At 48.6% G+C, this 22,747-nt stretch carries 21 protein-coding genes and 1 tRNA gene; 16 read left to right on the top strand and 6 right to left on the bottom strand.

The window, feature by feature from the left end:
* Window positions 1-30 precede the first annotated feature (30 nt).
* From Q4A89_RS05390 to Q4A89_RS05380, 3 genes are all read right to left on the bottom strand, one after another.
* The gene (locus Q4A89_RS05390; RefSeq protein WP_303184219.1) at window positions 31-540 is read right to left on the bottom strand and encodes a YceI family protein; all 510 of its coding nucleotides are present in this window, start codon (window positions 538-540) and stop codon (window positions 31-33) included.
* A gap of 142 nt (window positions 541-682) precedes the next feature.
* A complete protein-coding gene (locus Q4A89_RS05385; RefSeq protein WP_303184218.1) occupies window positions 683-2,509 on the bottom strand; it encodes a MutS family DNA mismatch repair protein in 1,827 nt (608 codons plus the stop codon).
* A gap of 29 nt (window positions 2,510-2,538) precedes the next feature.
* Window positions 2,539-3,846: a BACON domain-containing protein gene (locus Q4A89_RS05380; protein WP_303184217.1), complete on the bottom strand. Its 1,308-nt coding sequence runs from the start codon at window positions 3,844-3,846 to the stop codon at window positions 2,539-2,541.
* 303 nt (window positions 3,847-4,149) lie between these two features.
* Here Q4A89_RS05380 and Q4A89_RS05375 point away from each other — a divergent pair, with 303 nt between their 5' ends.
* The 8 genes from Q4A89_RS05375 (at window position 4,150) to rsxA (ending at window position 11,373) form a co-directional block, all read left to right on the top strand.
* Window positions 4,150-5,679, top strand: a complete 1,530-nt coding sequence (locus tag Q4A89_RS05375; RefSeq protein ID WP_303184216.1) for a DUF3078 domain-containing protein — start codon at window positions 4,150-4,152, stop codon at window positions 5,677-5,679.
* 174 nt (window positions 5,680-5,853) lie between these two features.
* Window positions 5,854-6,303 (top strand): SoxR reducing system RseC family protein, encoded by a 450-nt coding sequence (locus tag Q4A89_RS05370; RefSeq protein ID WP_303184215.1) that lies wholly within the window; start codon window positions 5,854-5,856, stop codon window positions 6,301-6,303.
* On the top strand, window positions 6,300-7,202 hold the full coding sequence (locus Q4A89_RS05365) for a Fe-S cluster domain-containing protein (protein ID WP_303184235.1): 903 nt from the start codon (window positions 6,300-6,302) through the stop codon (window positions 7,200-7,202). Before Q4A89_RS05370 ends, Q4A89_RS05365 begins: the two co-directional genes overlap by 4 nt.
* 9 nt (window positions 7,203-7,211) lie before the next feature.
* Entirely contained in the window at window positions 7,212-8,540 is a 1,329-nt protein-coding gene (gene rsxC, locus Q4A89_RS05360) for an electron transport complex subunit RsxC (protein WP_303184214.1), read from the top strand.
* A 42-nt stretch (window positions 8,541-8,582) separates the two neighbouring features.
* A complete protein-coding gene (locus Q4A89_RS05355; protein ID WP_303184213.1) occupies window positions 8,583-9,539 on the top strand; it encodes an RnfABCDGE type electron transport complex subunit D in 957 nt (318 codons plus the stop codon).
* 2 nt (window positions 9,540-9,541) lie between these two features.
* On the top strand, window positions 9,542-10,165 hold the full coding sequence (locus tag Q4A89_RS05350) for an RnfABCDGE type electron transport complex subunit G (protein WP_303184212.1): 624 nt from the start codon (window positions 9,542-9,544) through the stop codon (window positions 10,163-10,165).
* A 33-nt stretch (window positions 10,166-10,198) separates the two neighbouring features.
* Window positions 10,199-10,780, top strand: coding sequence for an RnfABCDGE type electron transport complex subunit E (locus Q4A89_RS05345; protein ID WP_303184211.1), 582 nt, complete (start codon window positions 10,199-10,201; stop codon window positions 10,778-10,780).
* A gap of 20 nt (window positions 10,781-10,800) precedes the next feature.
* On the top strand, window positions 10,801-11,373 hold the full coding sequence (rsxA, locus tag Q4A89_RS05340) for an electron transport complex subunit RsxA (RefSeq protein WP_303184210.1): 573 nt from the start codon (window positions 10,801-10,803) through the stop codon (window positions 11,371-11,373).
* A 102-nt stretch (window positions 11,374-11,475) separates the two neighbouring features.
* Here the strand turns inward: rsxA and Q4A89_RS05335 are convergent, their stop codons facing one another.
* Window positions 11,476-12,375: an AraC family transcriptional regulator gene (locus Q4A89_RS05335; protein WP_303184209.1), complete on the bottom strand. Its 900-nt coding sequence runs from the start codon at window positions 12,373-12,375 to the stop codon at window positions 11,476-11,478.
* A 338-nt stretch (window positions 12,376-12,713) separates the two neighbouring features.
* On the opposite strand from Q4A89_RS05335, the gene Q4A89_RS05330 reads away from it, so the two are divergent.
* A complete protein-coding gene (locus tag Q4A89_RS05330) occupies window positions 12,714-13,850 on the top strand; it encodes an aldo/keto reductase (protein ID WP_303184208.1) in 1,137 nt (378 codons plus the stop codon).
* A gap of 41 nt (window positions 13,851-13,891) precedes the next feature.
* Window positions 13,892-14,458, top strand: coding sequence for a flavodoxin (locus Q4A89_RS05325; RefSeq protein WP_303184207.1), 567 nt, complete (start codon window positions 13,892-13,894; stop codon window positions 14,456-14,458).
* A gap of 176 nt (window positions 14,459-14,634) precedes the next feature.
* Here Q4A89_RS05325 and Q4A89_RS05320 read toward each other — a convergent pair.
* Window positions 14,635-14,721: transfer RNA gene (locus Q4A89_RS05320), tRNA-Ser, on the bottom strand.
* A gap of 246 nt (window positions 14,722-14,967) precedes the next feature.
* Between Q4A89_RS05320 and dnaN the strand changes: the two genes are divergently transcribed.
* The 6 genes from dnaN to rlmB are packed head-to-tail and all read left to right on the top strand — an operon-like array spanning window position 14,968 to window position 21,455.
* Window positions 14,968-16,092, top strand: a complete 1,125-nt coding sequence (gene dnaN, locus Q4A89_RS05315; protein WP_303184206.1) for a DNA polymerase III subunit beta — start codon at window positions 14,968-14,970, stop codon at window positions 16,090-16,092.
* Window positions 16,093-16,103: 11 nt separating this feature from the next.
* On the top strand, window positions 16,104-16,865 hold the full coding sequence (locus Q4A89_RS05310; protein ID WP_303184205.1) for a 3'-5' exonuclease: 762 nt from the start codon (window positions 16,104-16,106) through the stop codon (window positions 16,863-16,865).
* 53 nt (window positions 16,866-16,918) lie between these two features.
* Entirely contained in the window at window positions 16,919-18,121 is a 1,203-nt protein-coding gene (gene coaBC, locus Q4A89_RS05305; protein WP_303184204.1) for a bifunctional phosphopantothenoylcysteine decarboxylase/phosphopantothenate--cysteine ligase CoaBC, read from the top strand.
* Window positions 18,121-19,026 (top strand): DUF4835 family protein, encoded by a 906-nt coding sequence (locus Q4A89_RS05300; RefSeq protein ID WP_303184234.1) that lies wholly within the window; start codon window positions 18,121-18,123, stop codon window positions 19,024-19,026. The genes coaBC and Q4A89_RS05300 overlap by 1 nt, the downstream gene beginning before the upstream one ends.
* 7 nt (window positions 19,027-19,033) lie before the next feature.
* Window positions 19,034-20,698, top strand: coding sequence for a DNA repair protein RecN (gene recN, locus Q4A89_RS05295; RefSeq protein ID WP_303184203.1), 1,665 nt, complete (start codon window positions 19,034-19,036; stop codon window positions 20,696-20,698).
* A gap of 10 nt (window positions 20,699-20,708) precedes the next feature.
* Entirely contained in the window at window positions 20,709-21,455 is a 747-nt protein-coding gene (rlmB, locus tag Q4A89_RS05290) for a 23S rRNA (guanosine(2251)-2'-O)-methyltransferase RlmB (protein ID WP_303184202.1), read from the top strand.
* A gap of 368 nt (window positions 21,456-21,823) precedes the next feature.
* Here rlmB and Q4A89_RS05285 read toward each other — a convergent pair whose 3' ends face one another.
* Entirely contained in the window at window positions 21,824-22,642 is an 819-nt protein-coding gene (locus Q4A89_RS05285; RefSeq protein WP_303184201.1) for a DUF6261 family protein, read from the bottom strand.
* Window positions 22,643-22,747 lie beyond the last annotated feature (105 nt).

The following is a 22,747-nucleotide window of genomic DNA, read 5'->3' as shown; positions in this document are numbered from 1 at the left end:
TTTCGTGAGAATTATTTGGGAACCTTTTCGTCAAAAAGGCAAGGCTACTTTGACTTTTACGGTATCCCCGATCAAGGATTTAAGAATGCCCGACCCGATCTGAAAGGTCTTCAGAGAGAGCTCGAATTCGGCTTTTAATACCTTCTTACCGGCTTCTTCCACTACTTCGAACGTGATCTCTTTCACTTCTTTTTTTCCTTTGATATCGATCTCGAACGTTCCCGTATAAAGGCCGTCGCTTTGCTTCGTGATGCGTTGCGAACGTACATCGACCGTCGGATACTTTTCGGCGAAGAACCAGTTCTCCGTTTGCAGGTGAGCGTCGCGCCGGCTGTTGCCGGTCGAGATGGAACGTATTTCGGCTTTGCCTTGCGCCGAAGGTGTGGCCGACGACAAATCAATCGTATAGTCTACTTTTTCAAATGTGCCTTTGACCGTAGAAAAACCTTTTTTTACCTGAAACGACACCTGAGGCGTTTCGCTTTGAGCGACTGAAAACTGGAATAATAAAGCCATTATTCCGAATAAAATTCCTTTCATTTTGTACATCATTTAAATTGAACAGGCAAAAGTATAAAAAAAGAAGGAAATCGCCAGCTTCCCATCTTTTCAGTTCACTTGCTTTTACGCTTTTGTACTGTTTTTCGGTCGTTTTTAAAGGGAGGGAAGCGACTGACGACCATTATTCGGAAAGTGTAATCCCCATTTTTTTCATCAGGAAACTGGCGTTCATATTGCGGGCTATCCCCTCTCGCATCCGGTACGAGAACGTCAGCGTATCGTCCGTAATATCCGCTTCGAAACGGTAGTTTTTGATGTCGTGCGGAAATTCGTCTTCAAGCGTGCCGAGCAGCAGGTCGTGGGTAGCAATGATGCCGCAGGCTTTTTTGGCAACCAATTGCTTCATTAACGCCAGTGACCCTTTCTGTTTGTCTTTCGAATTCGTCCCTTTCAGGATTTCGTCGAGGATGATAAAAAGTTTCTCTCCCGCGTTCAATCGATCAATAATCATTTTCAATCGTTTGAGTTCGGCAAAGAAGTAGGATTCGTTGGCAGCGAGCGAATCGGCTGTCCGCAGGCTGGTTACCAGTCGGGCGGGATAGACGGTCAGGGAGCGGGCGCATACGGGCATCCCCATGCAGGCCAGCAGGAAATTGACGCCGATCGTACGCAGATAAGTGCTTTTGCCCGCCATGTTCGCTCCCGTGACGACCATAAAATACGGATGTCTCGAGATACGTACGTCGTTACGCACGCATTTCTCACGATGCAATAGAGGATGTCCCAATGCCTCTCCTTCCATTACGAAATACGTCTCTGCGATAGCCGGGTAGGGATAGTCGGGGTGATTGAAGGCAAAACCTCCCAGCGAACATAAGGCGTCGGTCTGCGCCAATGCTTCGAACCAAAGGTCGAAATGTGCCGAATGAGTGCGAAGCCATTGTTCCATCAGCATGACTTGACGCATATTGCGCAGATAGAGCAGGTTTAAAATGATGCCGATCGTACTGTATCGTTGATCCAGCGCGCCGATGATGCGCGACATCCGGCGGATGGCACGCGAGGCGCTTCCTTTTTCCGAAACAAAGTGCTGTTGCAGCGAAGTGAGGAGGGGCGCCTCGAATGTCTCGCGCTCTATCTTCCCGATCAGTTGCGAGTAAGACCGTAACATTTGCTCCATCTTGTCGATCGACCGGCATAGCTGATGAATTTTGCGTCCCGGAAGGTTCGCTATTACAAAACCGAAGGCTACCATCGCTCCGGCTGTCCAAGCCGGCAGCCACCCCAAACCGATCCCGGCGATTACCGCCAACCATGCCGACGGCATCAGCCAAAGCATCGCTTGCCATACAGCGCCGAAGGACGAGGCTTTTGCAGCCTTTCCAGTCAAGGTCTTTAACTGTATCAGATCGTCACGATGCCCTTTGCACCCAATGCCTGTGACATAAAAATCTTGTCTGAACGCTACTTTTCCGGTCAACTCGCGCACAGCCTGCTGACGGGCTAAAATCTCTCGCTTTTCTTCCAACGGATGCGTAAACCATTCGGCCAGGCATGATTCACCGATCGAAGTGACGGTTCGGTTCATGCTCTGAAAAAGTGACTGTGTACCGAACACATCCAGATCGAGCGTAAACGGGTGTTGCGTTTCGATTTGTTCCGGCGCTCCCTCAAACGCGCTGAAATCATAATTCAATGCCTTCTTTTCGTCCGTATTGAGGCGTATCATGTCTTCCGCGTACGCTTTCTTTTCCGACAGCTTTGTATGGTAGACTAACAGGGCCATAAAAGGCAATGCAAACGCGGTTATCCACGCCGTCAGCGTCATCCAGCCTGCTTCGCGGAAAAACCATAGTACCGTTAAAGCCGTAACAAAAAGAAACAGCCGAAGCGTACCGACATGATACATCCGTCGTTTCAAGCGTTGGTGTATGGCCGTATACTTCGTAATCTGCTTGTCGTAAAATCGAATCACTTCTTCCATCATCACGGGGCAAAGGTAAGCCAAAGCCTTTGAAAAGAAAAACAGAAGGGTGTCTAAGGCAAATGTACGTGCAGATGCATTGTTCTGCCAGGTAAGAAATAGTTGTAATTCAAAACTGAAAATGTAAGCGGGATAATAGCCCCTTTATTCATGCTTTCCGTATACCGGGTGATGATTTCGGCACTTCCTTTTTCGGAGCGCAGTTCTTTCCGGCTGTTATAGTGCAGATAATACAGTTTCGCTCCATCAACGACCGATTGTTCCTGTTTGTTTAATGCCTCTTTTCTTTGCACTTTCCCGACAATGGTTCTTACGATTTCCTCCTCTTCGTCTGTTTCGATAATCAGATAAGCTGTTCTGCCATAACTTATATTATCGATATAACAGAGCGAATTTAGTATGTTTTTGTCAGTAATCTTCTCCTTGATAAGGAGACCATCGGTTGGAAGTTCCATGAAGATATTGAACAACTTCACGCTGTATGAAAAAATATATCCCGTCTCATTCTCCGGCATTTCTTTCTGCCGGTAGGAAGAGCCGGAGATCAGCTTGTCGAGTTCGACACCGAGATTACCCATTCCTAAGAGATGAAGCTGTCTGTACGTGGTGTATTTGACAGGCGTATTGGAGTAGTAAAATCCCATGTTTTGCTTCAAAGGTTTGGTCTTTATCATCTCATCTACAAATTCGTTCATCGCTTTTATTGACGGCACTGTTTCTTTAACCGAGATATTGATACCGGCAAGAAAGGCAAGTTGAATCGGATTATACGTATATTGAGGATATTCTGTCAATTCGGAGGGTTTCTCCATATTGTTTTTTATCAGATTACCGGGATAAATTTTGTCTCGGATAGCCTGATTGATAAAAATATCTTCGCCCGAAAAAGTATAGAAACGTTCAACTCCGTCTTTTCCCTGCGTATAGGTAACATCGTTGAACCAACAAGTCGGAAGATGCTGCCAGATGATTTGTTTATCTTTTTTTCGATATGCTTGTACAATAGTGATATGTTTCTCTACCAGTTCCCCGGATATTTTTATCCGTGCCTCTCTGGTGTTTTTCGTTTTATTGGGAGTTATTTTGATTCTGATTAAACTGTTTGCAGGATTTCGTTCTTCCTGTATCGTACACCAGTCCGGTATATCGCTGACAGCCCATTGAATATTCGACGCGATGCGAACCGTATCCTCCCTGCCCAAAGCATCTATTGCCAAATGTTCTTTGTCGACCGTGATAAACGGTTTGAGGCGTTCCTCCTCTTTGCATGCAAACAGCAAGAGAAGGGCCAAAAGCCATATTCCCGAAAGTTTGGAAACACTTTTTGTGGATGTCAATACGGCTTGTGCCGGTTTTTCCATTGTGGCCGATACTTTTCCCTTTAGTATCCGACTTGTTAAAGTAAAGTTTTTTTCGATCATTTTCTTAATCTTGATATTTTCACAGCGACAAAGGTAAAAAACTTAATAGAACTTTCTTTATGTTTTCGTACTATTTCATTCAATTCGGGTCTCTTTGTCCTAAAATGAATGATGCGGCAGATTGCAGACTGCATATACGTGATGATGCTCTGCAAATACATGAAAACACGACGGCTTTTTACGCTTCCGGTGCAGAATATTCCGCTTTTTGTCTAATTTTGTACGCTCAATTGATACATCATAATGAAGACAACAATAAAACGGGCATTTTTTTATTTCTCCATCACAGCATCTTTGTATGCCGGTCTTCCGGTTAAGGCACAAGACCTTAATTTTAACGAAAGAATTCGTCGGCTGATAGAAAAAGGGAATCAACCGGATACGGTTCCCATACCGAAACCTCGCTTAGTACCGATAGAGTTACCGGTCGATTCTTTGACTGTTGAAGCTCCTCACACCGAAGAAAAAGATACGACATCTTCACCTCATCGTGCCATTCGCAAGCGTACCCTCCTTATGTCGGACGAGGCGATCTATTGGTCAAGGCATTGGGATAATTCGCATAATGCGATACCGAAATGGTATACGTTTCGTGATACGATTATCGTGAACCGTCTGTTTATGCCTGTACTTTTTAAGAAAGAAAATCTGGCTCAACCCCAAGAAATCCGTTTTTATGAGCCGAAAGACTTGAATGAAACGTCATGGACACAACCTCTCTATGTGCCGATTAGAATGTTCGAAGCCTTCCGGCGCAAACAGATCATCGAAGATTATGCCTACCGGTATGTGCGGCGTCATCACCCCGACTATTTCCGTTACAGCGCCGACCATTTGCCGAAAGAACAGGTGCTGCATCTCCGTCCGAAAGAAGATGTGCAGGTGCCCGTTCATAAGGTGGAAACGAGCCCGGACGATTATACGGCTCCTACGAAGTTTATCCCCGATCGCAGGTATTGGACCTCGTCGTTCGAAAGCTCGCTTAAATTTTCACAGAATTACATTTCCCCGAACTGGTACAAAGATGGTACGAGCAACTTGAATATTTTGAGCAAAAATCTGTTTCAATACAATTATGCGCGAGACCGCTTTCAACTCAAGAATCTGCTTCAGATTGATATGAGCGTATATACAGCGTCGGACGATACGTTGCGAAACCATAAGTTCGGAGATAACTTGCTCCGTTTTTACAGTAACTTTGGTTATCAGGCATGGTCCAAATGGTTCTATACGATCGATGGCGAGTTAAGGGCGCCTTTGTTTACGAACTATAAGAAGAATACGATGAACAAGCAAGTGGCTTTTCTTTCGCCTTACATTATTAACTTTGGGCTTGGTATGAAGTACGACCTGAATAAGAAATTTACGAAGAAAGGGCGATCGTTGAAGCTCGCGGTCAATGTGGCTCCCTTGTCATATACATACATGTCGAGTATCGACGAAAATATCAATCGCGGGGTGCATGGTTTTAAGAAAAACAGCGAAGGAAAATATGAAAAATCATTGAGTAAGTTCGGTTCGACCGTGCGTATGGATATCGTGTTGAAGCCTAACCGCAGTGTGACGTGGAAATCGAGGTTTTATTACAACACGACGTACAAAAACGTACTGACCGAGTTTGAGAATACGTTGGATATGGCTATCAGCCGTTATTTCTCGACGATGATTAATGTTTACTTGCGTTTCGACGACAGCGTGACGAAGACGAAGAATTACAATTCGTATATTCAGACAAACGAGACCCTGAGTTTCGGTCTGCGGTATGTTTGGTAACTTATACCGACTGGCATGTTTCGCTTTTTTTCTTGAAAAAAAGGTGATCTTGTTGTTTCCGAAATGTCGCCATGTAACATTTAACAAAAAATATCATTTTGGGGTGTTGTGTTTATCTTTTTTTGATTACTTTTGCCGCGATTTGCAAACTCGACATTGCAATTTGATGACTTTATGGTGAAATTTATTCAACATCGTGGTATCGTGAAGAATATCGAAAACAATACGGTATTCGTCCGTATAGAGCAGCAGAGCGCATGTAGCGCATGTCATGCGCAGTCGGCTTGTCTGGCTTCGGATAAGGCTGAAAAAATAATCGAGGCGACTGCACCCCATGGCACCTTGTTTGAACCGGGCGAAGAGGTGATTGTGTCAGTACAGTCATCCATGGGCATGCAGGCGGTCGTACTCGCTTTTGTGCTTCCGTTTTTTCTGGTTGTCACGGTTGTATTTGCCGGTATCCAACTGACGGGTGACGAAGGCATTGGCGGACTCGCCGGGCTGGCCTTTCTTTTCCCTTACTACATTTTGATCTATTTATTGCGTAATAAGATAAATAAGCGATTTTCATTTACGGTTTCGAAAGCCGCTTCCGTTGGTGATCCTGTAATTAATTATATATAATGTATATAGCAGTTATTCTATTAGGAGTAGTAGGCGCTGTTGCAGCCCTCATTTTATTCGCGGTATCAAAAAAGTTCGAGGTGCACGAAGACCCGCGCATCGGACAGATACAAAATGCACTACCGGGCGCGAATTGCGGCGGATGCGGTTTCCCGGGATGTGGCGGCTTTGCCAATGCTTGTTTTAAAGCCGAGTCGCTCGAAGGGTTGTTTTGCCCCGTCGGAGGAGCCGATGTGATGAAGCAGGTGGCTTCCATTATGGGGAAAGATGCGGGCGAGAGTGTGCCTAAAATCGCGGTCGTGCGATGCAACGGTACATGCGAAGCGCGTCCGCGTACAAACCGGTACGACGGTGCCCGCAGCTGTGCCATCGCAGCCGCGTTATACAGCGGTGAAACAGGATGCTCTTTCGGATGTCTCGGATTTGGCGATTGTGTCGATGCCTGCGATTTCGATGCCATACATATGAATCCGGTGACCCTGCTTCCCGAAGTAGTCGAAGATAAATGTGTGGCATGTGGCGCTTGTGTGAAAGCCTGTCCGAAAAATATCATCGAATTGCGTAAGAAAGGGCCGAAGTCGCGCCGTATCTTCGTGTCTTGTATGAATAAGGATAAGGGAGGGGTTGCGCGGAAAGCTTGTTCGAATGCTTGTATCGGGTGTTCAAAATGTAAAAAAGAATGTCCGTTCGAAGCGATTACGGTGACGAATAACTTGGCTTATATCGACGATACGAAATGCCGTTTGTGTCGTAAATGTGTGGCCGTCTGTCCGACAGGGGCAATTCACGAGCTCAATTTCCCGCCGCGTAAAGAAAAAGAAGCGCCTGCCCCGACATCTAAGCCGACGCCTCAGCCCGCAGCGAGCGTTCCGGAAACATCATTGACAACTAACAATTAACGATTCTATATGTACACCTTTCGAATTGGAGGGATTCATCCATCAGGAAACAAGCTGTCGGCAGGACGTCCGATAGAAACGATCGCACCGACGGCTGCGGTGGTCATACCGTTAGGCCAGCATATCGGCGCACCGGCGGAGGCCGTTGTTGCCAAAGGTGATAAAGTGAAGGTCGGCACATTGATCGGAAAAGCATCGGGATTCGTTTCGGCTAATGTACATTCGTCCGTTTCGGGGACGGTGGCGAAAGTCGATACGATGATCGACGGGGCAGGCTTGCCCAAGCCGGCCGTCTATATCAACGTCGAAGGCGACGAATGGGAGCCGGGTATCGATTGCGACGAGACGATTGTCAGAGAATGTACGCTTTCGGCCAAAGAGATCGTAGGCAAAATTGCCGATGCCGGCATTGTCGGTATGGGTGGGGCTACATTCCCCACGCAGATCAAACTTTCGCCTCCTCCGGGAAGTAAAGCCGAACTCCTGATCATCAATGCCGTGGAATGTGAACCATACCTTACGTCCGATCATGCGTTGATGCTGGAGAAAGGCGAACAAATTATCATCGGGACGAGTATTCTGATGAAAGCTATCGACGTTCGTCGGGCCGTCATCGGTATCGAGAGCAATAAGCCCGACGCGATCCGCTTGCTGAAGAAACTGGCGGCATCGCACAATGGCATTGAAGTCATGTCGTTGAAAATGAAATATCCGCAAGGAGGAGAAAAGCAGCTTATCGATGCCGTGATACGTCGTCAGGTCAAGAGCGGAGCTTTGCCGATCTCGGTCGGCGCCGTAGTGCAGAACGTGGGTACGGTTTATGCAGTGTATGAAGCTGTTCAGAAGAATAAGCCGCTCATTGAACGCGTCATCACGGTTACGGGAAAAAGTGTTGGCCGCCCGGCCAATTTCCTTGCGCGTATCGGTACGCCGATCCGTACGTTAATCGAAGCGGCCGGCGGCATGCCCGAAGATACCGGTAAGATTATCGGAGGAGGCCCGATGATGGGACGTACGATGATCAGCGCCGATATCCCGGTGATGAAAGGTAGTTCCGGTGTGTTGTTGATGACGAAAGCGGAGTCGGTACGTAAGCCCATGCGCGACTGTATACGTTGCGCCAAGTGTGTCAATGTCTGCCCGATGGGACTGGCGCCTAACCTGCTGATGAATCTTACCCTTTACAAGGCGTGGGACGAAGCGGAAGAAAATTACGTAGTCGACTGTATCGAATGCGGATCGTGCAGTTATACGTGTCCGGCTTACCGTCCGTTGCTCGATTACATTCGTATAGGTAAAACGACCGTGATGGGGATCATGCGGTCGAGAAAGAAGTAAGATCCCGATCGAATATTGTACAAATTAACAAGATAAATATAAATGAACTCAACATTGATCGTTTCTCCGTCGCCTCATGTTCATAGCGGCGATTCGATTGGCAAGAATATGTACGGCGTGCTCATTGCGCTTGTGCCGGCATTTCTCGTCTCGCTCTACTGCTTCGGTTTGGGGGCTTTGATTGTAACGCTCGTGTCTGTCGTGTCGTGTGTGCTTGCCGAGTATCTTATTCAGAAATATTTCTATAAAAAAGAACCGACCATCGGCGACGGATCAGCCATTCTGACGGGCGTATTGCTGGCGTTCAACCTGCCGTCGAATCTGCCTGTGTGGATCATTATCCTCGGGGCATTGTTCGCGATCGGGGTTGGTAAAATGTCGTTCGGCGGGCTGGGTAACAATATCTTCAACCCGGCATTGGTAGGGCGTGTGTTCCTGCTGATCTCGTTTCCGGCGCAGATGACCACATGGCCTGTTGCCGACATGCTGCCGATGACGTATATGGACGCTCAAACAGGCGCTACGACCTTGTCGCTGATTCATTACAGCAAAGATTTTGCCGATGCGGGGCAGGCTGCTATCGGACTGACCGGCGGAAGCCTCGGTGAGATGAGTGAAATCGCGTTGCTTATCGGGTTCGCTTATATGCTGTTCCGAAAAATCATCACATGGCATATCCCGGTGACGATTCTTCTGACGGTAGCCGTTTTCACGGGGATCTTGTATCTTTTCAATCCGACGCCGGTGAACCATCCGCTGATTCACCTCACTTCGGGCGGTCTGATGCTTGGTGCCGTGTTTATGGCCACAGATTATGTTACTTCGCCCATGACCAAAAACGGAACGGTGGTTTACGGTATCGGTATCGGCGTGTTGACGGTGCTGATTCGCATCTTCGGAGCCTATCCCGAAGGGATGTCTTTCTCGATCCTGATTATGAACGGACTGACTCCACTCATCAATACATACTTCAAACCTAAACATTTCGGAGGTAAATAAGCATGGAAAAGCTGAAATCTACATTTCTTACGATCGTGTTGTCGCTGACTTGTATCTGCCTTGTGGCAGGGCTGGCTTTGTCGGCAGCCAATAAGTTGACGGAGGTAAAAATTGCCGAGTCGAAAGCCGCCGCATTGCAGACGGCCATCAAGAATGTGGCGCCGGAGTTCGATAATAATCCGACGGAAGAGCTATTCAAAGTCGGACTGGCCGAAGGCGATTCGCTTGTTGTTTATCCGGCTAAGAAAGGCGGAGAGTCGGTCGGCGCCGCCATCGAAAGTTACACGAAAAACGGTTTTAGCGGGATGATTCGTATCATGGTTGGGTTTGATGCCGACCATAAAATCGTCAATTATTCGATCCTCGAGCATAACGAAACCCCGGGACTGGGATCGAAAATGGATGAATGGTTCCGTGCGGACAAAAATAAGCAGAGTATCATCGGACGCGACATGAAGAACGGCGCTCCGACCGTATCGAAAGACGGAGGCGATGTGGATGCCATTACGGCAGCGACCATTTCGTCGCGTGCTTTTCTCGAAGCCGTTGCTCGTGCATATGCGGCTTATAACGGTCATGATGCCGACGGAACGAGCGGAGCTACATCGAAAGAGCCGGAAGAATAAATGCAGTATGTTAAATATCAAATATAACGGACAATGAAATATTTGAAAATCATCAAAAACGGTATCATCGCGGAAAATCCGATTTTCGTGCTGTTGTTGGGGATGTGTCCCACATTGGCAACGACCTCATCGGCCATCAACGGTATGAGTATGGGATTGGCAACAACCTTCGTGCTGATTTGCTCGAATATCGTTATCTCGGCCATCAAAAAACTGATACCCGACGAAGTGCGTATTCCTGCGTATATCGTCGTTATTGCGTCGTTCGTGACGATTCTGCAAATGAGCATGCAGGCTTTCCTGCCTGACTTGTATAAGAGCCTCGGACTGTTTATTCCGCTGATTGTGGTGAACTGTATCGTGCTCGGACGTGCGGAGGCCTTCGCTTCGAAAAACGGTATTGTTTCGTCCGGCTTCGACGGAATTGGAATCGGGCTGGGATTCACGATCGCTTTGACGTTGCTCGGTATTTGCCGTGAATTGCTCGGTACGGGAAAGGTATTTGCCTTATCGATCTTTCCTGAGCAATATGGAGCATTGCTCTTTGTCCTTGCTCCCGGCGCATTTATCGCTCTCGGATATCTGATTGCATTCGTGAATCGATTCAAAAAATAACGCATCAAATCTTACGATATATGGAATATATTCTCATTTTTATCGCTGCTATTTTTGTGAACAACGTGGTGTTGTCACAATTCCTCGGTATTTGTCCGTTTCTGGGGGTTTCTAAAAAAGTCGATACGGCTTTGGGCATGAGCATGGCCGTTACATTCGTCATGACGATTGCGACGATCGTGACTTTTCTGATTCAGAAATATATATTGGATGCGTTCGGACTTAGCTACCTGCAAACGATTGTATTTATTCTGATCATCGCATCGTTGGTACAGATGGTTGAAATCATTCTGAAAAAGGTATCGCCGTCGCTCTATCAGGCGCTCGGTGTATTCCTGCCACTGATTACGACGAACTGTGCTATTCTTGGTGTGGCGATCCTCGTCATCCAGAAAGAGTATAATCTCGGACAGTCTATCGTGTATGCCGTTGCTACGGCAATCGGTTTTGCGCTTGCACTGGTTATTTTTGCCGGTATACGCGAGCAGCTTGACCGTACAAATGTACCCGCCGCCATGAAAGGAGTGCCCATCGCACTGATTACGGCAGGTTTGCTGGCCATGGCCTTTATGGGCTTCTCGGGAATAGCGTGACGGATAAGGTTGAAATCGTTGGGGGGTGAGTGGATTCGGGTGTTTTGCGCCGAAGCTATTTGCCCTCAATCATATCAGGTTCTTCTCTCTCAATCCAAGAAACTAATTTGCGGCCCTGTATTCCGTTGGTGAGATCCCGACTACCTTTTTAAACATGCGGCTGAAATGATGAGGATACTTAAAACCCAATGCATACGCTATTTCGTTGATGGATTTGTCCGGGCTATACAATAAATCCTTTGCTCTGTCAATGATTTTCAACTGCACATATTCTTGTGCCGTCTTTCCTGTTTCTTTCTTGATTAAATCGCCAAAATAATTGGCGGACAAACGTACCCTGTCCGCAAAATATTGAACGGAAGGTAAGCCTATCGTTTGTGTTTTATTCGAATCGAAATATAGGTTGATCTCTTCTTCGAAACGGAACAATATCCCTTTGTTTACGTCTTCACGCGTGATAAATTGGCGGTCGTAAAAACGAAGGCAATGATTGAGCATCACTTCAAGATTTGCCACGATAATCGATTTGCTGTGTTTGTCGATCGAATGTTCCAATTCTCCCTTAATTTCTTGAAAACAGTGGATGATAGTCTGTTTCTCTCGCTCTGACATGTGCAGCGACTCATTCGACTGATACGAAAAGAAAGAATAGTCTTTTATTTTTTGTCCCAGAGCCGTTCCGCGCAACAAATCCGGATGAAAACACAGTCCCCAGCCCTGCATCCGAAAAACTTCGCCGGTATCGTCCTTGCCTGCAACTTGTCCGGGGCCGATAAACACGAGCGTCCCTTCCTGATAGTCGTATTGATGGCGTCCGTATATCAAATCTCCACATTGAACTTGTTTCAGGAAGATGAAATAGAAACCATATCTTTTACGTACATGTTTGAACTCTTTCCCGACTTTGGAAAAGTCGATCGAACTGATAAGAGGATGAAATGTCTCAATACCGAGAAATGTATTGTATTCATGGATGGTGTCGAAATTCAGAATCGTACGCATATGTTTTTCTCCTAAATGAATATTTCTACAAAAATAGTTGTTTTGTTTCGGATTCCGACAGAAATATTCTTTTATCGGTAAATATGGTAGAAAAATCGGCAATTCATATCTTTTTGGTGCGAGACGGTTTCATTCCGTAAAAGTGGTATAAGAATCCGTAATTTGTCTATTTACATGACGAATGATTCGGACTATATTTGTATCGTGAAATTATATAACATAGAAAAAGATGGTATATCGAAACGTATTGGAAGCCGGAGTATGTGGTGCAGATTGTAGAAAAACTATCGGATTTTTATGGAAAACATTTTAAGTAATACAAATTAAATAGGAAGAAAATGAGAACAAACGATTTAAACAGGCGTGAATTTATTGCGCTCGGAACGCTCGTGACGGGTGGGTTATTCGCTGCTCCTTTGACAAGTTGCTCTTTAAAAGCCGAGTCTCCATCTCCGGCCAAAGAGAACCTTCGTGAAAGCATCCGGAAACGGACTTTGGGAACCGGCAAACATGCGTTGGACGTTTCTGCTGTTGGCTTGGGGTGTATGGGGATGAGTTATCATCGCAGCTTTATTCCGGACCCGAAAAAGATGGAAACATTGCTTCGTCAGGCGGTTGACAGGGGACAGAATTTCTTCGATACGGCCGAAGCATATGGGCCGCAAACGAACGAGGCCTTGGTGGGAAAAGCACTAAAGACGGTTCGCAAAGACGTTGTGCTCGCCACGAAATTCGGGTTTGTAAACGGCAGGCCTTCGGAAGGAACAGACTCCAGTCCCAAGCGTATCCGTGAAGTGGTAGAACAATCGCTTAAAAACCTGCAAACCGATTATATTGATTTGCTCTATCAGCATCGGGTCGACCCCAATGTCCCCATTGAAGAGGTGGCCGGAACGGTAAAAGAGTTGATCAGCGAAGGAAAAGTGCTTCATTTCGGTATGAGCGAGGCTGATGCCGAAACCTTACGCAAAGCTCATTCGACACAGCCTGTTACAGCGATTCAGAGCGAATATTCGCTGATGACGCGCATTGTAGAAACAAATGGAGTCTTGCATACTTGTGAAGAACTGGGCATCGGTTTCGTGCCGTATAGCCCGTTAAGTCGTGCTTTGCTCACAGGGTATATCAACGAACGAACGAAATTTAACCCCGACAACGATAACCGTCATGCGCTACCTCGTTATCAACCGACAAATATTATCGAGAATTGGAAGTTGATCGATCTCCTCAAAGAATTCGGCGATCATCGGGGACTGACCGTTGCGCAAGTGGCTTTGGCTTGGTTACTAGCCCAAAAACCTTGGATCGTACCGATTCCGGGAACAACAAAGCTGGCTCATTTGTACGAAAATATGCTTTCTGCCGAATTTGAATTTGCTCCCGACGAATTGCAATTACTTACCGAAAAAATCAATCAGGTACAAATCGTAGGAGAGCGATATACAGGCATATCCGCACAGCAGGCAAGTAAATAAATCACTTTTTGAATGAAATTTTAATGTAACGCAAAAGAAATATGAAACGAATGATTATCGCTGCTTTGAGTATCATTTTATTCGGCAGTAATGCTTACACACAAGAGACACGTAAGCAGGAGGCTCTGTTTAATAACGTGTTGGTCGTTTATTTCTCCGCGACGGGAACTACGGCAGGAGTCGCTAAGAAAATTGCGCAAGTGACCGGAGGAGAACTCTACGAGATTGTTCCTCAAACGCCTTATACGAGCGCTGACCTCGATTGGCGGAACAAGCAGTCGCGCAGCTCGCTCGAAATGGGAGACCCACAATCCCGCCCCGCCATCAAAGGAAAAAAAGAAGCTATTTCGGATTATGATGTGATTTTTATCGGCTATCCGATCTGGTGGAATATTGCGCCAACGATTGTCCGCACATTTATCGAAAGTCATCCTCTGAAAGGTAAAACGGTAATACCTTTTGCGACATCGGGAAGCAGCGGCATAGAAAACAGTGTGATACAACTCAAAAAGGATTATCCCGAAATCCGGTGGCGAAATGGCCGATTATTAAACGGTGCGACCGAACAAACCGTCCGTGAATGGGTTGAAAAGGAACTGAGAAAATAATGTTATGGGGAGTAATCGATGAGAAAATGCAGTTAAGTGTCATCGCTCAGATTCGTTTCGGACTGTTTCATTGGGCGGGGAGATAAATATCTAGCCCCTTTACATGCAAAAAGTCCTACAGACGAATGTTTGTAGGACTTTTTTTTCACCGGCTTCATTCTCTCTCAACCTTTCGGCGGAAAGCGAGGGATTCGAACCCCCGGTACAGTTGCCCGTACACCGCATTTCGAGTGCGGCCCATTCGACCACTCTGGCAGCTTTCCTTTCTTCTCAAAAGACGCGCAAAGGTAATATGTTTTTCAGAAAATACAAAAAATGAAATGAAATTGCGTGTTGCATTTTTTCGGACTTACTGAGATGTATGTTTATTCTTAGCGCCTCTTTGCTGTGTCCGAAACACGCGTTATTATTTTGCGATTTTTAGAGCAGAGAATGTAAAAGTTTTACTATTTTTGCTCGACTTATCAAACAGGCAAAATAATATTAACTATAAGAAAATATAAACCGTTATGAAATTTGATGTATCAAGTTCCGCGTTGTTGACACGCTTGCAGTCGATCAGTAAAGTGATTGCTTCGAAAAACACACTGCCTATCTTAGACAGTTTCCTATTTCAGCTGGAAGGGAATAAACTAACGATCACCGCCTCGGATGTGGAGACGCGTTTGGTGACGAGCGTCGACGTGATGAACGCCAGCGGAAACGGCCTTTTCGCCGTCTCTGCCAAGATTCTGTTAGAGCCGCTGAAAGAATTACCGGAACAGCCGCTTATCTTCGACATTAACGATGACAACTTATCGACGGTTGTTCGCTACGAAAACGGGAAATATGAGTTTATCGGTCAGCGTGGCGATACGTATCCGCAACAAAAGCCGCTGGGTGAAAATGCCGTGAGTCTTAGCATGGAGTCGCAAGTATTGCTCAACGGGATCGGGCGGGCGTTTTTTGCCACGGCCGACGACGAGCTGCGTCCGGTGATGAACGGAATCTACTTCGATATTCAGACCGATAATCTGACGTTTGTCGCTTCGGATGGCCATAAACTGGTCCGTTTGCGTAATCTGGCCGTTAAGTCGGAGGGGCGTGCTTCGTTTATCTTGCCCAAGAAGCCGGCGAATTTATTAAAGGCCTTGTTGCCTAAGAATACCGATCCGGTTAAGATCGCGTTTGATGAAAACAATGCGTATGTAAGCACCGCGAATTTCGAGATGGTTTGCCGTCTGATAGAAGGACGTTATCCGAACTACAACAGTGTGATTCCGCAAGATAATCCCAACAAAGTAACGGTCGATCGCGTATCGCTGTTGACGGCCTTGAAGCGCGTATCCGTGTCTTCCAACCCGGCCAGCGGTCTCGTTAAGTTGCAGCTTTCGAAAGATGCCATGATGATTTCGGCACAGGACATTGATTTTTCCACTTCGGCCGAAGAACGGGTGATGTGTCAATATGAAGGAATGGATTTGAGCATCGGCTTCAAAGGTACTTTTTTGATTGAGATATTAAGCAACATCAATTCGGGCGAGATTGTGCTGGAATTGGCCGATCCGTCTCGTGCCGGCGTGATTGTGCCGGTGGAGAATGAAGCGGACGAAGATCTGCTGATGTTACTCATGCCGATGGTTCTGAACGATTAAATAACGATTACATGCAGCTCAATTTAGCCAATCCGCTGGTGTTTTTCGATTTGGAAACGACCGGCGTCAACATCTGTAAAGACCGGATTGTCGAAATTTCGTATTTGAAGATTTCGCCGAACGGAAAAGAAGAAGGGAAAACCCGGCGCATCAATCCGGAGATGCCCATCCCGCGTGAGGCAACGGCGATACATGGCATTACGGACGAGGATGTCAAGGATTGTCCGACGTTTAAAGAAATCGCCAAATCGCTGGCTTCGCAAATCGAAGGGTGCGACTTGGCCGGATTTAATTCGAACCGTTTCGATATCCCGCTGTTGGCCGAAGAATTTTTGCGTGCGAATGTGAATATGGATTTGTCCAAACGTAAGTTTATCGACGTACAGACCATCTTTCACAAGATGGAACAGCGTACGCTGCAGGCCGCCTACAAATTCTACTGCGATAAGGATTTGGACGATGCGCATAGCGCCGAGGCCGACACGAAAGCGACGTACGAGGTGTTAAAGGCCCAGTTGGACCGCTACCCCGATTTGAAGAACGATGTGAAATTTCTTTCCGAGTATTCGAGTTTTACGAACAATGTCGATTTTGCCGGACGGATGATTTATAACGATAAAGGCGAAGAAGTAATCAACTTCGGGAAGTATAAAGGACGGCTGGTGACGGACGTGCTGCAAACCGATCCGGGCTACTATGCCTGGATCATCGGCGGAGATTTTCCGCTCAACACGAAGCAGAAACTGACGGAAATCCGGATGAGGATGAAGTAACGGTAAATCACGGGTAAAGATAATAAAGAAACGAAGCTGTACGTTGTAGACGTATGCGAGGGAAAAAAATCATATTAGGTATAACAGGCGGTATTGCCGCCTATAAGGCCGCTTATCTGATCCGCGCCTTGGTGAAGGAAGGGGCGGAGGTGCAGGTGGTGATGACACCGGCCGCGAAAGAGTTTATCACGCCTCTGACCTTGGCCACGTTAAGTCGTAAGCCCGTTATCAGCGAGTTTTTCTCAAACCGCGACGGCTCGTGGAACAGCCATGTCGATTTGGGACTGTGGGCCGATGCGATGCTTATCGCGCCGGCTACGGCCTCGACGATCGGGAAGATGGCGAACGGCGTGGCGGATAATATGCTGGTGACGACGTACCTCTCGTGCAAGGCGCCTGTTTTTATCGCGCCGGCCATGGATTTGGATATGTTTGCCCATCCGTCGACGCAGCAGAATCTGGATCGTTTACGTTCGTACGGCAATCGTATCATCGAACCGGCCGAAGGCGAACTGGCCAGTCAGTTAGTCGGCAGGGGACGGATGCGGGAGCCCGACGAGATTCTACGGGTACTGTCTGCGTTCTTTGTTTCCTCGAACGATTTACAGGGGAAGACTGTCCTGATCACGGCCGGCCCCACGTACGAAAAAATCGACCCCGTACGTTTTATCGGCAACTACTCTTCGGGAAAGATGGGCTTCGCGTTGGCCGAGGCGTGCGCGCGAAGAGGCGCGAAGGTGCGATTGATTGCCGGACCAGTCTCGTTGAAGGTGAATCATCCCAATATCCTGCGGACAGACGTCGAGTCGGCCGATGAGATGTATGAAGCGACGGTGTCGGCTTTCTCCGATGCGGAGATCGCGATTCTTTCGGCGGCGGTGGCCGATTATCGTCCGGCGGAGCCGGCGGCGCAGAAGATCAAGCGAGAGGGTCGGGAGGCGCTTTCGTTATCGTTGGTGCGCAACAGGGATATTGCGGCCACGTTGGGCGAGAGGAAGCGTGCCGGGCAGTATCTGGTGGGCTTCGCCTTGGAAACGAACGACGGCGTGGCACATGCCAAGGAGAAGTTGACGCGAAAGAATCTCGACATGATTGTGCTGAACTCGCTTCAGGAAGAAGGGGCGGGCTTCGCGTGCGATACGAACAAAATCACCGTGATCGACAGTCAGGGGCAGATGACCGACTTTCCGCTGAAAGATAAAAAAGCGGTGGCCGACGATATTTTGGACTGCCTGAAAACATTAATAACAAAATGATGAACAAAAGAAAAAAGTGGCTTGTCTGTTTGTTTGCGGCTGTGGCCTTGAGCGGTTGGTCGCAGGTATCCGAGCTGAATGCGAAGCTGTCGATCAACAGCAGTAAGGTACAGGGCACGAACAAGGAAATTTTTAACACCTTGCAGCGGGCGTTGAACGAGTTTATCAATAATAAGAAATGGACGAACGCCAAATTTTCGCCCAACGAACGCATCGACTGCACGTTTACGATGATTGTCAACACGCTCGAAGACGACCGGTTCAGCTGTGAGTTGCAGGTGCAGGCGCGTCGTCCGGTTTATAATTCGTCTTACACGACCACGATTTTTAACTTCCGCGACACGCAACTCGATTTCAAATATATGGAGAACGAGCCGTTGGAGTTTTCGGAAACGACGTTACAGAGTAACCTGACGGCGACCATCGTATTTTATATTTATGTGATTCTGGGCATCGACTTCGACGGTTTTTCGCCCAAGGGCGGGAGTGTCTTTTTCCAGCAGGCGCAGCAGATTCTGACGTTGGCGCAGTCCGAACCGTCGTGGAACGGCTGGAAGGCGTTTGAGAACGACCGCAATCGTCACGCGCTGATTACGGCGCTGACCGAGAACCAGAGCGAGGGTTACCGTCAGTTCTGGTACGACTATCATCGTAAGGGGCTGGATGAGATGGCGGCTAATGCCGATCGCGGACGGACGAATATCCTCGAGGCGTTGCCCGCTTTGACGGCGTACAAGAGCGCGCGTCCTACGTCCATCCTGCTGCAAGTTTTTTCCGATACGAAACTGGACGAGCTCGTGGCCATCTACTCCAAAGCCACGACGCAGGAGAAGCAGGCCGGTTATAAAACTTTGTCGAATCTGTATCCGGGCCAGACGAACCGGCTCGAATCGCTTAGAAATTAATATATATATGTTACAGTCACTTTTTATTCGCAATTTCGTCCTGATAGACGAGCTTCATATCCGTTTTGACGAAGGTTTCTCGGTCGTGACCGGTGAAACGGGAGCGGGGAAGTCCATTATTCTCGGGGCGTTGGCCCTTGTGCTGGGACAGCGTGCCGATTCGAAAAGCATTCAATCGGGCGCCGATAAATGTGTCGTCGAGGCCGTGTTCGACGTTTCGGCCTATCGGCTCGAAGACTTTTTCCGGTCGCATGATTTGGAATATGACGCGGAGCATTGCATTTTGCGCCGCGAACTGATGGGCAGCGGCAAGTCACGCGCGTTCATCAACGATACGCCGGCTCCGCTCACGGTGGTCAAGGCTTTGGGCGACCGGCTCATCGATGTGCATTCGCAGCATCAGAACCTTTTGTTGGCCGATACGCAATTTCAGATGAACGTCGTCGATATCATGGCCAAAACGGAGCGTTTGCTGGTGGTTTACCGGCAGACATATGACCGTTACCAATCCATCGTGCGGGAGTTGGACGAGCTGAAAGCGTTGGCGGCCAAGAGCCGGCAGGACGAGGATTATCTGCGTTTTCAGCTCGAAGAATTACGGACGGCGCAGTTGACGCCCGGCGAGCAGGAAGAGCTGGAGGCCGAGCTGGAAACGCTCTCGCACACGGAAGAAATCAAATCGGCGTTGTATAAAGTCACCGACAGCCTGCTCGGAGAGGAGAGGGGCGTGGTGCAGCAGCTGAAAGGGGCGCTTCATGACGTCGAGGCGTTGGAGGCGTACTTCCCGAAGGCGAAAGACTTTGCCGAGCGTCTGCACTCGGCATGGACGGATATGGCCGATCTGGCCTCGGAGACGGATGTACTGAAAGAAGACGTGGAGTTCGACCCGAACCGTTTGGAGTGGGTCAACGAGCGACTTAACACGATGTATTCGTTGCAGCAGAAACATCGCGTGTCGTCGGTCGAGGAGCTGTTGGCGTTACAGCAGCGCTTTACGACGCAACTCTCGGCCATCGACTCGTTCGATGAGCAGATAGAGGCGCTCACGAAGCAGAGCGAAATGACGTACAAGGTGTTGATGATGCAAGCCGGCGAACTGACCGATTGCCGCTGCGAGTCGGTTGCTGAAATAGAGTATCGACTCGTGGAGCGCATGGTGCTGTTGGGCATGCCCAATACCCGCTTCGAGATCGATCTTGAACGGAAAGAAAAACCGTCGGCCGACGGAATGGACGAGGTTCGTTTCCTCTTTTCGGCCAATAAGAACGAGGCACTCAAACCGGTGGCGCAGACGGCTTCGGGCGGCGAAATCTCCCGCCTGATGTTGTGCATCAAGGCCATGATTGCCGGTTTTGCCGCGTTGCCGACTATTATCTTCGACGAAATCGATACGGGCGTATCGGGCGAGATCGCCGACAAAATGGCCGACATCATGCAGGACCTCGGGCAAAAGATGCAGGTGATTACGATTACGCATCTGCCGCAGATCGCGGCCAAAGGGCGGGCGCATTATTTCGTCTATAAGGAAGATACGGCCGAACGGACGTTGACGCGCATCCGTCCGCTGACGACCGAAGAGCGCGTCAACGAAGTGGCGCGGATGCTCAGCGGAGCGTCGCTGACCGACGCCGCCGTGGCAAACGCGAGGGCGTTGTTGCAAAAAGAAAAATAAACGGAAAAAGATGAGTGATAAAGACATGATATTCGGCATTCGCGCCGTGATGGAGGCGATACAGGCCGGCCGCGAGGTAGACAAGATTATGGTGAAAAAAGACTTGCAGGGCGACCTGATCCGCGAGCTGGGCGAGCTGCTCAAGGGGCGGATGGTGCCGGTGCAACGGGTGCCGGTGGAGCGGCTGAACCGCATCACGCGGAAGAATCATCAGGGAGTGATCGCGTTTGTTTCGGCCGTGACGTACCACCGGCTCGAAGACATCATCCCTTTTGTGTTCGAGCAGGGGCGAGACCCGTTCATCGTGTTGCTCGACGGAGTGACCGACGTGCGCAATTTCGGGGCGATAGCCCGCACGTGCGAGTGTGCCGGGGTCGATGCGCTCGTCATCCCGTCGGAAGGGAGCGTTTCGGTCACGGCCGATGCGATGAAGACTTCGGCCGGGGCGCTCAACGTGTTGCCCGTATGCAAGGAACGCACCATTCATCAGGCTATCCGGTTTTTGAAAGACAGTGGCGTGAAGGTGTTTGCCGCTACCGAGAAAGCCTCGGCAAGTTATACCGAGGTGTCGTACGACGGGCCGATAGCCCTTGTGATGGGCGCGGAAGATACGGGCGTGTCGGCGGCGAACCTGCGCGTCTGCGACGAGATGATCCGCATTCCGCAGGTCGGTACCATTGCTTCGCTCAACGTGTCGGTCGCTACCGGGGTGATGCTTTTCGAAGCCCTCCGACAACGCGACTCCGAACGGAAATAACGCGATCAATCAATTACGAATGACAAATTACGAATTACGAATGTCCGAACGCAAATAGCGCGGTCAATCAATTACGAATTACGATATCTGAACGCAAATTTCGCAAATGGGCGCAAATTAACGCAAATGATCGTAAAGTGAAAAACGAAAAGTGAAAAGTGAAAAGCGAGGCCCTTCGGGCGTTGAGGTCTTGAGATGTTGAAGTGGCTGAACGCTAAACAACAAACAACTAAACGTCCGAAGGATTGACCACTGAAAACTAAACAATCCAACTGTGAAAAGGGGGATGTCATCCCGACAGCCCCCCCTTCTGAAAATATGAAAAACTATTTTATGTACACTCAACATGAAACTTCCATTTCTGTCTTCTACGGTGTTTCGCTGCCGCCTCCGACATCGGCCGGAGGATTTTGCGGATCGGGCGCCGGCGGTTCCGGCTCCGGATCGGGCGATCCTCCTTTCGACCGCCGTCGGGCGATCGTCTCCTGCAACTGACGGCTTAGCGCGTTCACCCGGTCAATGACGCCGCCCAACTCTTCGGCCTTCACGATATCGTGCGTAATCAGCTCGTTCACCTGATACAGAGCCCCGATGCCGCCGATCAGGGAGCGGAATGCCTCGTCCACCTTCGGACGGATGGCTTTCATATTGTCTCGCTCGTAACGCTCCAGCTTCTCGCCCGAGCGCATGCCGTACAGCGTGTTGAATTCGTTGTTGGCTTTGTCGAGCATCTCGACCGGACCTTGCAGATCGAGCAAATGCACGTCGTCGCGATAATCCTCACCCAGCAAATCCTGCGTCAGGTTCGTCACCAAGGCCGTATTTTCGGCAAACGGTTGTTGGTTGGCCAGCCGATACGGTTTCAGGGCGAACGAGAGGCGTTCGGCCGCGGCGCGTTTTTCGGGCACGGGATGATACAGTCCGCTGTCGATCATTTGTCGCACGAAGACGAACAGGTCGTCGCGTTTGCGGTCGCATTCCTCGATTTCTTTCGTCTTGGCATACGCCTGATTCTGCTTGTAGGCCCGGTCTTCTTCGGCAAACAGCGTAGTGTACGTCGTGCGTAGCGGCGAGAGCAGATACTGCGTCGCGAATCCTTCACTGATGATGTCCAATACATCGTTATGATACTGATAATGCTCTCCGTTGCGAGCATTGTTTAGATTGATTTTGATGAATTCTTTCATGATGTGTAAACTTTAAGCGTTTTTCAATTTTTGAATTTGTTAAAAAATACGTTCAGAAAGTTCTGAAACCTTGCCGATGAACTTTTTTATACTTTCAGAAAGTTC

It is taken from the genome of Tannerella sp. (assembly GCF_030528505.1).
Taxonomy (GTDB): domain Bacteria; phylum Bacteroidota; class Bacteroidia; order Bacteroidales; family Tannerellaceae; genus Tannerella.
The sequence above is the reverse complement of the archived record's forward strand: the minus strand, read 5'-3'. Positions and strand labels throughout refer to the sequence as shown.

Coding starts and splice junctions, on each gene's coding strand:
- Q4A89_RS05355 (WP_303184213.1), top strand. CDS start 8,583: ATGAACTCAACATTGATCGTTTCTCCGTCGCCTCATGTTCATAGCGGC.
- recN (WP_303184203.1), top strand. CDS start 19,034: ATGTTACAGTCACTTTTTATTCGCAATTTCGTCCTGATAGACGAGCTT.
- Q4A89_RS05325 (WP_303184207.1), top strand. CDS start 13,892: ATGAAACGAATGATTATCGCTGCTTTGAGTATCATTTTATTCGGCAGT.
- Q4A89_RS05350 (WP_303184212.1), top strand. CDS start 9,542: ATGGAAAAGCTGAAATCTACATTTCTTACGATCGTGTTGTCGCTGACT.
- dnaN (WP_303184206.1), top strand. CDS start 14,968: ATGAAATTTGATGTATCAAGTTCCGCGTTGTTGACACGCTTGCAGTCG.
- Q4A89_RS05310 (WP_303184205.1), top strand. CDS start 16,104: ATGCAGCTCAATTTAGCCAATCCGCTGGTGTTTTTCGATTTGGAAACG.
- coaBC (WP_303184204.1), top strand. CDS start 16,919: ATGCGAGGGAAAAAAATCATATTAGGTATAACAGGCGGTATTGCCGCC.
- Q4A89_RS05285 (WP_303184201.1), bottom strand. CDS start 22,642: ATGAAAGAATTCATCAAAATCAATCTAAACAATGCTCGCAACGGAGAG.
- Q4A89_RS05300 (WP_303184234.1), top strand. CDS start 18,121: ATGAACAAAAGAAAAAAGTGGCTTGTCTGTTTGTTTGCGGCTGTGGCC.
- Q4A89_RS05375 (WP_303184216.1), top strand. CDS start 4,150: ATGAAGACAACAATAAAACGGGCATTTTTTTATTTCTCCATCACAGCA.
- Q4A89_RS05330 (WP_303184208.1), top strand. CDS start 12,714: ATGAGAACAAACGATTTAAACAGGCGTGAATTTATTGCGCTCGGAACG.
- Q4A89_RS05335 (WP_303184209.1), bottom strand. CDS start 12,375: ATGCGTACGATTCTGAATTTCGACACCATCCATGAATACAATACATTT.
- Q4A89_RS05345 (WP_303184211.1), top strand. CDS start 10,199: ATGAAATATTTGAAAATCATCAAAAACGGTATCATCGCGGAAAATCCG.
- rsxA (WP_303184210.1), top strand. CDS start 10,801: ATGGAATATATTCTCATTTTTATCGCTGCTATTTTTGTGAACAACGTG.
- Q4A89_RS05390 (WP_303184219.1), bottom strand. CDS start 540: ATGAAAGGAATTTTATTCGGAATAATGGCTTTATTATTCCAGTTTTCA.
- rlmB (WP_303184202.1), top strand. CDS start 20,709: ATGAGTGATAAAGACATGATATTCGGCATTCGCGCCGTGATGGAGGCG.
- rsxC (WP_303184214.1), top strand. CDS start 7,212: ATGTACACCTTTCGAATTGGAGGGATTCATCCATCAGGAAACAAGCTG.
- Q4A89_RS05370 (WP_303184215.1), top strand. CDS start 5,854: ATGGTGAAATTTATTCAACATCGTGGTATCGTGAAGAATATCGAAAAC.
- Q4A89_RS05380 (WP_303184217.1), bottom strand. CDS start 3,846: ATGGAAAAACCGGCACAAGCCGTATTGACATCCACAAAAAGTGTTTCC.